This window comes from Bradyrhizobium sp. Kon69 (assembly GCF_055807515.1).
In genome coordinates, this window is record NZ_JBVVOS010000010.1 from 59,138 (window position 1) to 71,443 (window position 12,306).

Sequence of the window (12,306 nt, forward strand, 5' to 3'; positions counted from 1 at the left end):
TTCCTTTCGAGAAGGCGCTGCGCAGTCGATGACGGCATGGTCTAACTTCAGACAATCGCCACAAATTTCACCGACACGCTTCCCACAGTCAGTCTGCACGAAGGCCACTATGCCCCAGTATTCGCTCGATGCATTGCGCCGGCGCTATGTCGTCGAGAAAAGACCGCTCGAGGCCGGCGTCGAGCAGATCTTGCGGGCCGACGCCCGCGCGGGAGCCCGTGCCATCCTGGCTTCAATCGACAAGCGGCGCTCCGAAAATAGGTCCGAAGGGCAGCGCCTCCGTAAGATGTTCCGGTTCGAGACCTCTCTCTGGGAAAGCGGCCAACATGCCGTGGCAGGCGTGGACGAGGCCGGAATGAGCCCTCTCGCAGGGCCAGTCTCTGCTGGCGCCGTGATCCTGAAGCCCGGCACGCGGATAATCGGAATCGACGACTCGAAAAAACTCGATGCCGCCGCTCGCGAAGAACTCGCGAAAGAAATCAAGGAAAAGGCAGAGAGCTGGTGTGTAGCATTCGTCGAGGTCGAGGAGATCGACGAAATCAACATCTATTGGGCAGGCATCCAGGCGATGCAACGTGCGGTCCGGGGCCTAGGGTTGACGCCGCAGCACTTGCTGATCGATGCGAAGCGGTTGAAGGAAATCGACATCCCTCAGCAGTCGATCATTAAAGGGGACGCCAGGTCCGCCAGCATTGCCGCCGCCTCCATCCTCGCCAAAGTCGAGCGCGATACGGTCATGCGGACACTCGACGTGCGTCACCCCGGCTACGGCTTCGCGGATCACAAGGGCTACCCGGTGCCGGCTCATTATGAAGCGCTCGCCAGGCTTGGTGCATGCGCAGCTCACCGGAGGTCGTTCGGACCTGTACGCAAGGCCCTCGGATTGCCGCCCCTGCCGCCGTGGCCTTCGGCATCCGAGCGCGCCGCCAGCTGAACTCCAGGTCGTACTCTGCGTCTGGGGAGCATTATTTTCGCGACCAACTCGTTTCGCGAACGACGTCCTTGGCGTTTTTGTCCGACCTCAGGCCGAGATAGACCGGCTGGCGCAGCTCGCCCTTGCTGGTCCACTCCGCGAATTTCACTTCCGCAACCAACGAAGGACGAACCCACGTCGTAACCCGCTCATCCTTCACCTTGCCAGGGAAGGGCGACTTGGCTGTCTTGAGCCTGACGAGCTTGTTATGAAGCTCTTCGAGAACCTGGTGGCTGAAGCCGGTGCCGACGTGGCCAATGTACCGCCATGCATCGGCGTCGCGTACCGCCAGCACGAGGGCGCCGAAGAAGGGCCGGGTTCGCCTCGGCGCGGTGAAGCCGGCGATCACTACCTCCTGCCGCTGCGCGGTCTTCACCTTCAGCCAATCGGCGGTCCGGCGTCCGGACGCGTACGGGCTGTCGGCGCGCTTGGCCATGATGCCTTCGAGATGTCTCAGCTCGGCTTGTGCAAAGAACTTTGTGCCGCTGCCTTTGCGGTGGTTGCTGAACGCGATGAGCTTGTGGCGCGGCAAGAGGGCCTTGAGCCGCTTCTTGCGCTCGAGAAGCGGCAGCGCACGCAGGTCCTCGCCGGCTGCGAACATGAGGTCGAACGCGCAGTACAAAAGCTTGGCCTCGTGACGCAGGGCGTTTTGAAGCAACTGGAAATGGGATACGCCGTCCTTCCCGATCGCAACGAGCTCGCCATCGATCACGGCGTCCGCCTTCACTCCCTCAAGTGCTTTCGCGACCTCGACATAGGAGTGGCTGATGATCTTCCCGTTGCGGCTGTAGAGCGCGACCCGACCACGCCGGATTTCCGCGACCATGCGGAAACCATCGAATTTGTCCTCGAAGACCCAATCGGGATCGTCGAACGGCGCATCCGTGAGCGTGGCCAACATGGGCTGCAGGCGATAAGGCAGGGTCGATTTGCGGGCCATGTAGGGTCTTTCTACACGGCCGGCAGAGGCCGAAACGAGGAGGACGGAGGGCGAGCCCGCGCGGTATCACCAGCCGCGACCATCCCGCCGGCCCGTACCACACCCAGCACCCCAGATTTGAACGGAGGGCCCGTTTCCGCCGACGAGAGCACCTGTTGCTTAAGGCCGGGGTGGAAGCGGTCGATCAGAACGCAAGGCGTCCGGAGGCCGGTCAGTTCCACGATGGCCGTTGGTCCAAGCTCGATGAGCGTCCCGAGCGGCATCCGCTCAAGGTCCAGACCGGCAGTGGTGATGTTCTCGCCGAGCTCTCCCGGCCGTACCTCGAAGCCCGCGTCCGAGAGGGAGGCGAAGAGCTCGGACGGGATCAGGTGGACCTGCCGGAGATTGGCCAGGCCTGGCCGGCGGCGGGCGAGATAGCGGTGCCGGACGAATGGGCCGGCGTGGGCGTCGCCTTCGACGCCGTGGCCTTCCACCAGGACGATGCGGTCCTGGGGCGGTTTGCTGAAGTTGTGCCCCGGGTCGGCGGCGACCGCCACCACCCTTCCCTGCAGCGAGAGATCGTGCGCCTGCGGCATCAGGCCGCCCGGGCGACCGAGCGCCGCTTCTGGCGGAGGTAGCGCGTGATCTCCGGAAGGGCCATCGCGTTCAGGACCCGGTCGGCGGGGACGCCGCCCTTCCGGGCCATCTCGACACCCCAGTGCATGTGGTCGAGCTCGGGGATCGAGTGCGCGTCCGGATTGATGCTCATCATGCAGCCGAACTCGAGGGCAGCCTGGTGCCAGCGCCAATCCAGGTCGAGCCGCCAAGGGTGGGCATTGATCTCGACGACGACGTCATGCCTAGCGCATGCCCGCAACACCTTCTCGATGTCGATTTCGTAGCCCGGCCGCCGCTGCAGCTGCCGCCCGGTCATATGGCCTATGATGGTGGTGTGGGGATCGGAGATCGCACGAAGCAGGCGCTGCGTCTGCGCCTTGGAGTCGAGTTTGAATCGGCCGTGGACGCTCGCGACCACGAAGTCGAAGCGCTGCAGCACGTCGTCCGCATAGTCGAGCGAGCCGTCGGCCAGAATGTCGGACTCGATGCCTTTCAGGATCCGGAAATCCTTGCCGAAGCGCTTATTCAACCGGTCGGCGTCCCGGTGCTGCTGCCTGATCTCTTCCTCCGAGAGGCCGCCCGCGTAGTGCGCGGACTTGGAGTGGTCGGCGACGCCGAAATACTCGAAGCCGCGCTGGCGCGTGGCCTTGGCCATCGTGTCCAAGCTCTCCGTGCCGTCGGAGGCATCGGTGTGGCAATGAAGGATTCCGCGCAGGTCCTTGTCGGTGACGAGCTTCGGTAACTTGCCCTTCAGGGCGAGCTCGACCTCGCCGCGGCCCTCACGGAGTTCAGGATCGATGAACGGCAGACCGAGGGCACTATAGATCTGGACCTCGTCGGCGGCGATCAGGGTGCGGCCCTTGTGCAGCCCGTCGCTCTCCAGCCGCATTCCTTTCTCCGCGGCCAAAGCCTGGAGCCTCTCGATGTGAGCGGCTGAGCCGGTGCCGAAAAGAAGGGCGGCGCCGAAGTGCTTGCGGTCGGACAGGCGGATTTGCAGTCCGTCCGCAGCGGATGCCTTCGAGGTCTTGTCGAGCTTGGGAGCCTCCGCGACGATCGTGAGGTCGCCGACGAGTTCGCAGCCGCGGCGGAAGTCGCCTGCGATCGTCACGCGCTTGAGCTCCGGCCGAGCCTTGCGCAGCGAGTCCTTGGCGTGCGCGAGCAGGGCGGCGGCACGGTGCAGGTGGAGGCGGCCTTCTCCGACTTTTGCGATCGCCAGGTTCTGCAATATCTTGGCTTGCAGCGCCGCGCCGAGGCCTTTGGCCTTCTTGATGCGGTCGTCCTTGGCGGCGGCCTCCAACTCCGCGAGCGAAGTGATGGCGAGATCCTTGTAGAGCCGCAGCACCTTCTCGGGGCGGAGGCCGGGAACGGCGAGCATCTCGAGCACGCCCTCGGGTATCTCCTTCCGGAGCTTTTCAAGGGTCCGATGAGAGCCCGTCTTGTGAAGCTTGGCAATAATGTCGGCGATCGCCTCGCCGACGCCAGGGATCTCCTTGAGCCGATCTTCCGCAATCAGCAGATGCAGAGGAACGGCAAGGGCTGCCAGGCTGTCGGCGGCCCTGGAATAGGCTTTTGCCCGGTAGGGGTTGCCGCCGCGCAAGGCGGTGCGCTGCGCATATTCCCGCAGCAGGTTTGCTACACCACGGGTGTCGAGGGAAGGCACTCAACAAGCCTCCCGTCCCGCGTCCTGCGACCTCGGCGGACTAAAGCGAGTCCCAGCGCCCGAGCCTTCGCCAGGCGGACGGTCGAGAGACCTCTCCAGCCTCTGGGCTGCCCGGAAGTCTTCAAGGTGCTGCGCATTCGGGCCGTAAGCGGCCTCTTTCTTGAGAAGATTATAGATCCGCCCGGCCAGCAGCTGCAGATGCTTCATCCTGCCCCGCGGCATCGACCGCGCTTTGCAAAGAGCCCGCACGGCGTAGGCGCGGAAGTAATCAAATGCGTCAGACATGATCTAGGTAAACGCAGGCCACGGCCGATGGTTCGGTCGGCAACGGTCGGGACTGGAGGCCGGTTCGGCTCGTCCATTAGGAACCCAGTGCGTGGGCGCGATGCCAAACGTTCGCGGATAGATCGCATAGCCTCTCGCTGTTCGAATATGAAGCAGAGACGGGTACGTCACTCACGGTCTGAGGGCTTATGGCAACAGCGAGGAGCTTGCGGAACCTCCGGAATCCTTAGGGCGTTGCACCGCCATCAGATTCGCAGAAGGAGGTGCCGATGGCAGCCGCGAAGAAGAAGACCGCGCGAGGACGCAAGCAGGACCGGGCGCGCGTCGCCGGCGGACAGAAGTACGAGGTCGGGTATGAGGCGAAGAAGACCGGCCGATCGGTCTCCGCCGTCAAGAAAGCGGTCAAGAAAGTCGGGAATTCCCGCAAACGGGTCGAGAAGCGTCTCGGCCGCTGAGGCCCGCGCTCTCGCCCCAATCCAGAGGCGGCCTGCTCCCAAGCTGGCCGCTTAAACGCGGGAGGAGAAGCGGGTGAAGGCGGTCAGCGTCTGCAGGCGCGGCTCTACGTCGCGCAGGTAGATCTCGGTCCGGAGAAACGCGAGCTCGGTGTCCAGCGCGGACTCGCGGACGTCGACGTACCAGGACTTTGGGCGACCGTCCGTGCCGTCGCTCCAGCGATAGCCGCGGCGCTTCAGCGAATCCTTGAGTTCGAACGGCGACTGTTCGGCCCAGATCCGGACGGTTTTCTGTCGTGCGGTCTCGAGCAGGACGGCGAGCGCGGGCGCGCCGGTCGTTGGTAGGTCGAAGTCCAAGATCTCGAGCAGCGCGTGACAGTCGTCAACCGCGCGGTGCGCCTGGTAGAAATAGCCGGCGCCATTCAGAAGGTAGCCGAGCTTCGCTCCATGGAAGCCGTGCTGCCGCCAATCGACCTCGGTCGCGGAGCATGCCCACGCCTTCCGCTCGAAGACGGGCCAGTAGCGCTCGGAAAATTTGCGATCAAACCCGCTGTTGTGCGCAATGACGACGACCACGGAGTCGTCGACGAAGGCGTTCACGGCTGCCTCGTCGATTTTGTGGCCAGCCACCATTTCGTCGGTGATGCCAGTAAGCGCCGTGATCTCGGCCGGGATCGGCTCGGACGGCTCATTGAAGGCGGAGAACGTCTCCCTGACCTCAATGACGCGCCCGTCCGGCGTGTAGCCGAACTTGACCATGCCGAGCTCGATGAGTTCGTCCTTGCGGTGGTCGAGGCCGGTGGTTTCGGTGTCGAGCAGGATGCCGATCTTGGTTTCCTGTCCGGAGGCCGGTATGGACGTCGGACGCGGCACCAGGCGGCGCAGCACCCGGTAGTCGCTCGATCGGCCTAGTGCCTCGGCCATCGCGGCCAGATCCGATGCGTCTTGAAACATCTCTTCTCGTGTGAGCCGATGAGGTAGTCCCGTGAGGCCCCACAATATCGGGAGCTCCCGGCACGAGATATCTGAAAGACAAAGCAATTCACGGGCTTTTCGGGAGTGTCGGTGCAGTTGGATTCGCTTGCGGGACGTTCGCGCAGGCCTCGATCACGAGCGCTCTGGAGGTCCCCGCCTATGAATGAGGCGGATCGGGCGGGGCATCTGCGGAAGGCTCGACAGCATCTGCGTATGGTTGCCGACCCCGGATTGCTACGGTCCCACTGGTGCGTGATCGTTTACGATCTGCAGCTATACTTCTATCCATGGATCTCGAGTACGACCCCAAGCGCGAGGCCGCCGCGGCGATGAAGCTTGCCGCCGAAGCAAAGGGCGCAGAGCGGCAGAGATGGATCACTGCCGCGCTCGCGTGGTCAGAACTCAACTCCCTGCGCGGGGCTGCCGAGCACAACGTGCCGGAAGGGTGGCCTACGCGGCAGCTCGTTGCCGGTTCAAGGCGCAGCGCCTTCCCCCACCCCCTTCCAAGGCGCTAGGAGCGAGTTCAGGGGGAAACGCGATGCCGCACTCGCTCACGGCATCAAATCCTCGCCGGTGAGGGCAGGACCACCGGCTGGGTATGTGAGCTTGGTCCACGGGAGGCGGCACTCTTCGCGCACTGCGGGACGGCTGCCAGGCTTCATCGGGTGCGCGGTGCGGCACCATCAACGACAGGCTGGGAGCGTCAGGCCTCGCCGGGTCCAGAGAAAGTCGCTGCATGCGGCGTTGTGCGAGGCGTCGGCAGCGGCCGCTCGCTCGGTCCGGATGCCGAGGGCTGACCTCCCCTGCTGTCATACCGCTTGGCGAGATCCAGGAGACGACGCCGGGTGAACGGATCAGCCTTCTCGGCCATACGCCGGACCCTTTGGGCCAGACCCCGGTAGAACTCCTGCTCCATGACACGCTCCTCAACATCACCGCCCAGACTTGAGTGCTGTGCGGCGACGGAGTCAAGAAGGCGCGCAACAGTGCGTGAACCCGACCTAATTTTTGTCGGCCAGCTTGAGCTCGCAATCTCGGCTGAACTAGAGTGCCATCGCAGGGGAAAAACAGATGGCCATGCTCCATCCGGTCCGGAAGGCGTGCCCGACGTGCGGCAAGCCGATGAAAGCTGTGTCCGAGGAAGCTTCAGAACGGCCGCCGCGGTACGTGTGCACCCATTGCAACGATGACCCGCTACACGACCCCGCCGCCCGCAAATGGGCGGACGGTCCGCTGCGGCCTCCGGAGCCGTAGGCGTTCGAGCTGCGCGCGGTCTTGATGTCGAGCATGGAACGGGCTCGGCCGGATGCCGTTGATGTGGTGGGCCCGCGCGAATGCACGGCCTGCGTGGCTCCGCCCTCAAGCCCCCCAGCCCCCAAAACGGCGGGGCCACGCTCATTCTTCCCAGTCCTCTCGCAGAATTTTTCGTTGACCGTAACTTGCGTGAATCCCCGGCTGGCCGGGTTCAGGCAGAATGCTGCTTTCGCTGGGGGAGACCTCCAATGTTCGATGCTGAAACCACCGCGCTGTTGCGCGCGGTCCTCGACGAGGTGTGCGAGAGCGTGTCACGCTACGAGACCTCTGCCCGCACCCACGTGGCCTCCATGATCCTCGAAGCCGCCACCAAGGGCGACATCGGTTGACGGGCTGAAGCAGATCGGCGGGAGTGCACTTCGCGAGGCGCCGATCCTGCGGAATTGACCTGCTCTCGAGGGCGCCGGCGCCCCGCTACACCGGCCTCAATTGGTCGAGGCTTGTGCCGCGAACTACGGTCTCGCGTCCAGGTTCACCTTATCGACACATCGTTGCACCGGTCCCGGGTAGTCTTGCTCGATCCAAGGCTCATCGGCGAAGCGAACTTCCTCAATCTTCGACAACCGAAGGCAGATCCAGCTGGCTTTGACCGGACGCTTCGTGCTCGAACTCGCCTCCACAAGGAGGGCGAATGCGCGCTCCTCACCGGCGGCGTGGCCCAGAGGGTACGGGCAGACCGTCTGGCGCTTGCTGCCATCACTCACGTGAACCGGCCGCCGTTCAAGGATCGCTTGTCTGAGCGCCATGAAGACCTGGCTGTGGCCTTCGCTGAGGATCTGGAACGGTCGCTTGCGACCGCGGCGGGGTCGGTACGCGGCGAAGTCCGGGTTGAAGGTCGCTGCCTGGGTGATCCCGATGCGCTCCATCATCGCAAAACTCGTCCGATCAACGAAGGAAAACAACCCTCTCCGGGAGAGCTCGCCTGTACCTCCGCAGCCGCATCCAGATCAGCGCGGACAATGGGTTCGATCCGAACTCCCCCGTCGCGCAGCCGGTCCCAGAATATCTCCGCAATGTCGCTGCCGAATTGGGCTTTTAGAAGCTGCCACGTTTCAGCCAGCACCAGGTCCGTCGTGAGATGCTGGTCGATGCTGCGAAGGATAGACTTGGCGCGCTCATTCTGAGCATCCCGCTTGGCGGCGGCGGCGAACCAGACGGAGGTGTCAACAAACGCACTCATGCGCGTCACTCCTGAACCGGGTACTCCCAAATCTTACCCGTCGGATCGTTCTGCTCAACCCACTTTTCCGCACACCCTTGCGAGGCAAAGAGCCTGACCCAATCGACGTCGCCAACCTCCCTGGACTCCGGATCGTGCGAGTAGAGCCAAACCGATCCTCGGGCCCGACCGCCTCCCACTTCGTATTCCCAGGCCACGCCTTCAGGGTCATTTTCCTTGAACCACCTCTCGGCGACGTCGGCAGACGCAAACACCCTTATCCATCCGGGCTCGCCGGCCGCGCGCGTTCTGCCGTCCCGGTAATCGTCGATGTACAGCCATACGGTTCTGCCCTCGCGGCGCGCCTCGTCATGGTGGCGGACCACCTCGTTCACCCTCTGCCGGTCGGAACGATCGGCCTCAGGCAGCGACATCACCGCGGCGTAGAGTTCGGCAGGAATGCTCCGCCTGTCACGGGGAGGTTTGTGGCGCCATTCCACCCATCGATCGAATGCATCCGACATGCGGCTCAGCTCCTTGGCTTAACGCGGAATGGACTCTCGATGGCGAAGGCGTCCGGCGCGATCCCGCTCTCGATGCGCTTCCAGGTCACGGGCGCTGCGATCGGAAATCCCTCACGCGCTCGCGGGGAATAGGTGCCGATCGCCGTGGTGCCGCGGCCATTGCGCAGATAATCGAGAAAGATGCGATCGCGACGCTTCGCCTGCGCAGACAGGAGGTAGCGGTCTGGATGGCGCGTTGCGAGGACGGAGACCAGCTGATGCGCAACCCGATGCGCCGTGTCGTGCAGCATCGGCTCATCCAGTGGCGCCATCAGATGAATACCTTTGCCGCCGGTGAGCTTGGGCCAGGTCTCGAAACCTTCTCGTTTCATCAGCGCGCGCAGATCGAGCGCGGTCTCCACGACGGCATCCCAGTCGACGCCCTCGCCGGGATCCAGATCGATCACGATGCGGTCGGCATGTTCGAAGTCCTCGACGGTCGCATTCCATGGGTGCAACTCGACGGCCCCGATCTCGACCAGCCCAAGGAAACCATCGAGGCTGTCGACCCACAGGCGAGTGCCTTGGCCGCCCTCGCGCTTCTGAATGCGGAGCTGGTGCACGGCGGCCGGAATGTCCTTCGGCAGCGGCCCCTTGTGATAGAAGGTCGTGCCGTGCACGTGACGCACTAGCTTGAGCGGGCGATGCCCGAGGTGCGGCAGCGCCTTCTTCCACACCCTGCGCCAGTAGTCGGCGAGTTGTTCTTTCGAGGGCGCAACCGCTTCGGGCAGAAGCTGCAGAATGTTCTCTCGGGGCACGCCCAGCTTCGGCCGGCCGGCCACGGAGGGCACCAGTCGCGGCGCCCTAACCTTGCGCACCGCAAGATCATCGCGAAAGCCCTTGAATACGGCCTCTCGGAGCAAGCCATCATCGGTCCGCGCGCCATATTGAACCTCGATTTCAAGGGTCGGCTCGACCCAGGTCGCCTTCGGCTTTTTGACCGCCACATCGAGCGGAGAAGCCTTGCGGATCAATGGATCAAGCCGCTCGCGCAGTTCGCGCGCCGTCGTCTCGGTGTAGCCGGTACGCACCTTGCCGGCGTAGAGCAGGTTGCCGTTCTCGCGCCGGCCGATGTAGAGCGAGGCCACCTTGCGCGGACGCGCGCCTAATTTCTCCACGAACGCGACGACCGGAAAGCTCTCGCTCTTCTTGCATTTGAGCTTGATCCAGCTCTCCTGCCGCCCCGAGCGATAGGGTTCGCCGAGCCGTTTGGCGACCAGGCCTTCGAGCCCCAGTTCGCACGCTTTCTCGAAGACCTCGTTGCCGTCCGCCGCCAGTGCTTCAACGTACATAAAGGTTTCGGGTGCGTCCTTCAGGAGCCGCTGCAGCAGGCGCTTGCGGTCCTCGTACGCGGCGCCACGCAGATCGTATCCGTCGAGGTACAGGAGATCGAAGGCGTGGTACCGCACACGCTTGCTGCGCTTTCGGCCGAGCTCTCTCCTGAGCTGCTGGAAGTCTGGCAAGCCGCCACTGCCGTACACCACCGCTTCGCCGTCGATGATCGCGCTGTTTGCCTTGAGCAGCTCGGCGCTCGCTGCGATCGAGGAGAACTGTTCGGTCCAATCTAGGCCCGTGCGCGAATAGACTTTGATGTCGCGAGCTTCAAGATGCAGTTGCGCACGGTAACCGTCGGCCTTGATCTCGTAGACCCACTCTTCGCCGCGAGGCGGCTTCTCCCGCAATGTGGGATCACACGGCTCGATGTAACCAGGGATAGCAACTTTGATGGCGCCGTGGACACGCGATACTCCCGAACGAGACTGACGCAACGCCACGGCACACATGCCGATTCAACGCCGTCGCCCTGATTCGTTCCGTGTCTCGCTGAGGACCCGTTCGGAACGCGGGTTGTCTCCGAGCGTTGGCGGCTGTGGGCGCGGGTAGGAGCGGTGCGATGATAGAATCGGAGACCCTGCTGGAGAAATGTCCCCAATGCGGTGCATGGCCTATGGCGGCAAACATCCAAAGGTCTGCTTTCGCGTTACGCGAAATCCAGTTCAAGTGTCCGAGGTGCCAGGCGGAGGAGGCCGGCCGGCTCCGTCGACCAACGTCGCCGCTGCGCGCTGCCTGACACAACGCGGCCAAAGAACCGAACGCGCGATTACCGTCGCCTTTCGAGGTGGGTTCTCGCCCGCCGGTAGACCAGGCTGACCCGCTCGATCCGAATGGTCCCCACGAGGAAGGCGAGTAGCTCGCGCGCTTCAATCCACCACATCAGGCGTCTGGAACGTAATTGACTTTCCGGCTTTTTGCTCCGTGATAGTCGGAGGGAAGTGCGATGAAATCGACGAGCGCTCTCGCATTGGCACTTGTCGTCTCGACAGCGACGGCCTCGGCGCAGCCGGTGCGATGGACCAAGTACACCATTCCCCAGACCGGTACCTCAATGGATTTTCCATCTTCGATCTTCACGGAAGAAGCTGGTGGACCCGACGGCTACGGGCAACGGTTCCGAACGGCCGACGGGCGCGCCGACCTCACAATCCAGGCCGCGTCTAACGTCGAGAACGATTCCCCCGCAGCCTTTCTCGCGAAAAAGCATCCGCCTTCACGCATTCAGTACAAGCGGTGACACCACGGTTCTTTGCAGTATCGAGCTACAAGGGTGACAAGGTTTGGTACAACCGCTGCAACTTCTCAGGGCGGCTGATCCATTGCGTCCTGATCAACTATCCCGCAGAAGAGGAGCGCGCCTGGGACAACACCGTCACTCGTATGAGCCTGTCGCTCAGCGGGAGGTAATTGCCTTGCGGGGCTCCGCGCAGAACATCTCCGCGCGTCCCTTCATAAGGTGCTCAGGTCGTCCGGCACGTGGCCGAACTTGCGGATCACGGTTGCGTCTCCGAATTCGCCTGTAGCCGGATCCCCGCTGCGGCTGAAGGCCACCGCGTCGACAATGCCAAGCTTTCGCGAAAGCGCCTCGGCTTTCATCACGGCGCCGTTGGGATTGAAGCACTCCACGGCCTTGCCGGCAGCGACACCGTCATCCGAAGGGAGGAACGGCAGAGCCACATAGTAGGTGACCGCGGGCATGTCAGTCGTACCAATCCTTTCGGTCGCGCGGTACGTCGAACCGGCCGCGCGAGTAGCCGGCAGAAATCGAAGCCCGCAGCTCTTCGACCTGCGCCTCGAGGAAGCCATTCGCGATGATGAGTGCCTTGAGAGCTTCCCGAGCGTCGCCCCCACAGGCCGCAATCGCCTGGTCGGCGGCGTCCTCCAAGTCGAAGCCGGCCGGTCCGGATGCCATGGGTTGGGTCATCGGCGCATGTTCTCATTTTGTTCGTAAGAGTCAAGACTGCCCGCCACGTCCGCCGGGCGCTTGACGGGAGTGTCCTCAATTTGGCGGTGGACGCCTGCGGGCAGAGTCGGAACTGTGTCGCGCCGTTCG

General features: G+C 63.6%; 13 protein-coding genes and 2 pseudogenes. 4 read left to right on the top strand and 11 right to left on the bottom strand.

The window, feature by feature from the left end; all coding sequences use genetic code 11:
* Window positions 1-109: 109 nt before the first annotated feature.
* Window positions 110-934 carry a ribonuclease HII gene (locus AC0L3U_RS15165; RefSeq protein WP_473362248.1) on the top strand — a complete coding sequence of 275 codons (825 nt, stop codon included), beginning with the start codon at window positions 110-112 and terminating at the stop codon, window positions 932-934.
* A gap of 31 nt (window positions 935-965) precedes the next feature.
* Here AC0L3U_RS15165 and ligD (AC0L3U_RS15170) read toward each other — a convergent pair whose 3' ends face one another.
* The 3 genes from ligD (AC0L3U_RS15170) to AC0L3U_RS15180 are packed head-to-tail and all read right to left on the bottom strand — an operon-like array spanning window position 966 to window position 4,170.
* A complete protein-coding gene (ligD, locus tag AC0L3U_RS15170) occupies window positions 966-1,913 on the bottom strand; it encodes a non-homologous end-joining DNA ligase (RefSeq protein WP_473362249.1) in 948 nt (315 codons plus the stop codon).
* A gap of 11 nt (window positions 1,914-1,924) precedes the next feature.
* Window positions 1,925-2,488, bottom strand: coding sequence for an MOSC domain-containing protein (locus AC0L3U_RS15175; RefSeq protein ID WP_473362250.1), 564 nt, complete (start codon window positions 2,486-2,488; stop codon window positions 1,925-1,927).
* Complete coding sequence (locus tag AC0L3U_RS15180) at window positions 2,488-4,170, bottom strand: PHP domain-containing protein (RefSeq protein ID WP_473362251.1); 1,683 nt, start codon at window positions 4,168-4,170, stop codon at window positions 2,488-2,490. Before AC0L3U_RS15180 ends, AC0L3U_RS15175 begins: the two co-directional genes overlap by 1 nt.
* 554 nt (window positions 4,171-4,724) lie before the next feature.
* On the opposite strand from AC0L3U_RS15180, the gene AC0L3U_RS15185 reads away from it, so the two are divergent.
* The gene (locus AC0L3U_RS15185) at window positions 4,725-4,910 is read left to right on the top strand and encodes a DUF3606 domain-containing protein (protein WP_354161654.1); all 186 of its coding nucleotides are present in this window, start codon (window positions 4,725-4,727) and stop codon (window positions 4,908-4,910) included.
* 51 nt (window positions 4,911-4,961) lie between these two features.
* Here the strand turns inward: AC0L3U_RS15185 and AC0L3U_RS15190 are convergent, their stop codons facing one another.
* On the bottom strand, window positions 4,962-5,861 hold the full coding sequence (locus AC0L3U_RS15190; protein WP_473362372.1) for a 3'-5' exonuclease: 900 nt from the start codon (window positions 5,859-5,861) through the stop codon (window positions 4,962-4,964).
* Between the two features lie 724 nt (window positions 5,862-6,585).
* Window positions 6,586-6,798 carry a hypothetical protein gene (locus AC0L3U_RS15195; protein WP_473362252.1) on the bottom strand — a complete coding sequence of 71 codons (213 nt, stop codon included), beginning with the start codon at window positions 6,796-6,798 and terminating at the stop codon, window positions 6,586-6,588.
* Between the two features lie 586 nt (window positions 6,799-7,384).
* On the opposite strand from AC0L3U_RS15195, the pseudogene AC0L3U_RS15200 reads away from it, so the two are divergent.
* A pseudogene (locus tag AC0L3U_RS15200) lies at window positions 7,385-7,583 on the top strand (hypothetical protein).
* Window positions 7,584-7,648: 65 nt separating this feature from the next.
* Here the strand turns inward: AC0L3U_RS15200 and AC0L3U_RS15205 are convergent.
* The 4 genes from AC0L3U_RS15205 to ligD (AC0L3U_RS15220) are packed head-to-tail and all read right to left on the bottom strand — an operon-like array spanning window position 7,649 to window position 10,702.
* Complete coding sequence (locus tag AC0L3U_RS15205) at window positions 7,649-8,065, bottom strand: hypothetical protein (RefSeq protein ID WP_473362253.1); 417 nt, start codon at window positions 8,063-8,065, stop codon at window positions 7,649-7,651.
* Window positions 8,062-8,376 (bottom strand): type II toxin-antitoxin system VapC family toxin, encoded by a 315-nt coding sequence (locus AC0L3U_RS15210; protein ID WP_473362254.1) that lies wholly within the window; start codon window positions 8,374-8,376, stop codon window positions 8,062-8,064. Before AC0L3U_RS15210 ends, AC0L3U_RS15205 begins: the two co-directional genes overlap by 4 nt.
* A 5-nt stretch (window positions 8,377-8,381) precedes the next feature.
* On the bottom strand, window positions 8,382-8,879 hold the full coding sequence (locus AC0L3U_RS15215; protein WP_473362255.1) for a hypothetical protein: 498 nt from the start codon (window positions 8,877-8,879) through the stop codon (window positions 8,382-8,384).
* 5 nt (window positions 8,880-8,884) lie between these two features.
* Window positions 8,885-10,702: a DNA ligase D gene (ligD, locus tag AC0L3U_RS15220; protein WP_473362256.1), complete on the bottom strand. Its 1,818-nt coding sequence runs from the start codon at window positions 10,700-10,702 to the stop codon at window positions 8,885-8,887.
* A 494-nt stretch (window positions 10,703-11,196) separates the two neighbouring features.
* Here ligD (AC0L3U_RS15220) and AC0L3U_RS15225 point away from each other — a divergent pair.
* A pseudogene (locus AC0L3U_RS15225) lies at window positions 11,197-11,660 on the top strand (hypothetical protein).
* A 42-nt stretch (window positions 11,661-11,702) separates the two neighbouring features.
* On the opposite strand, the gene AC0L3U_RS15230 reads toward AC0L3U_RS15225, so the two are convergent.
* Entirely contained in the window at window positions 11,703-11,951 is a 249-nt protein-coding gene (locus AC0L3U_RS15230; RefSeq protein WP_473362257.1) for a hypothetical protein, read from the bottom strand.
* A 1-nt stretch (window position 11,952) separates the two neighbouring features.
* Window positions 11,953-12,177, bottom strand: coding sequence for a hypothetical protein (locus AC0L3U_RS15235; RefSeq protein ID WP_473362258.1), 225 nt, complete (start codon window positions 12,175-12,177; stop codon window positions 11,953-11,955).
* Window positions 12,178-12,306: the final 129 nt, after the last annotated feature.